This window comes from Variovorax sp. WDL1 (assembly GCF_001541225.1).
Taxonomy (GTDB): domain Bacteria; phylum Pseudomonadota; class Gammaproteobacteria; order Burkholderiales; family Burkholderiaceae_C; genus Variovorax.
In genome coordinates this window covers 1-708 of sequence record NZ_LMTS01000247.1, presented here as the reverse complement: position 1 = coordinate 708, position 708 = coordinate 1, and the positions used below count along the sequence as shown (strand labels likewise).

Annotated in this window: 1 protein-coding gene; it reads left to right on the top strand. The window is 66.1% G+C overall.

Annotated elements, in window-relative coordinates:
- The coding region (locus APY03_RS44825; RefSeq protein ID WP_232324478.1) for an ABC transporter permease subunit at positions 1 to 255 on the top strand (255 nt) is incomplete at its 5' end.
- Positions 256 to 708 lie beyond the last annotated feature (453 nt).

Here is a 708-nt window from a genome sequence, read left to right as displayed (position 1 = left end):
CTGGTGCTGCTGCCACTGGCGCTGCCGACGCTGCTGGCCGGCGTGCGCACGGCGACGGCGATTGCGATCGGGACGGCGACCATTGCGGCGTTCATCGGCGCGGGAGGGTTCGGGGAGCGGATCGTGACGGGGCTGGCTTTGAACGACCGCGAGTTGCTGGTGGCGGGGGCGGTGCCGGCTGCTGTGCTGGCGTTGCTGAGCGAAGGGGTGTTCGAGGCGGTCGAGTATTGGCTTCGCCGGGGGCGCGCCGGGTGAGCTATCTCCCATTCGGGGGAGGGCTGGGGTGGGAGCACTCGTTCGCTTGTTTTGGCGTTGCGCTTGGTTTGAGGCTGGAGCCGGGGCGTCGTCCCGGCAGCCGAGTCACTTTCTTTTGTCTCGCCAAAAGAAAGTAACCAAAGAAAAGGCGACCCCACTGCGCGCGTCCCTGCGCTTCGCTACGGGCAACCTGCGGTGCTCGCTTTTCGGCACGCGCAGAGGGGACTTGGAATTCAACGCGCCATGGCGCGTCCTTGTGTGGAGTGCAGATGGGCGTGAGCTCTTGTCCTCGCTCACGCTTGCTTGGCACACACTCACACTCACACTTGCACCTACAACTACGCGTACACGCCCCTCGCCCTCGCCCTCGCCCTCGCCGTCGCCGTCGCCGTCGCCTCGCTCCTGCTCGTGCTCGTGCTCGTGCTCGTGCTCGTGCTCAGGTTCGTACACGTA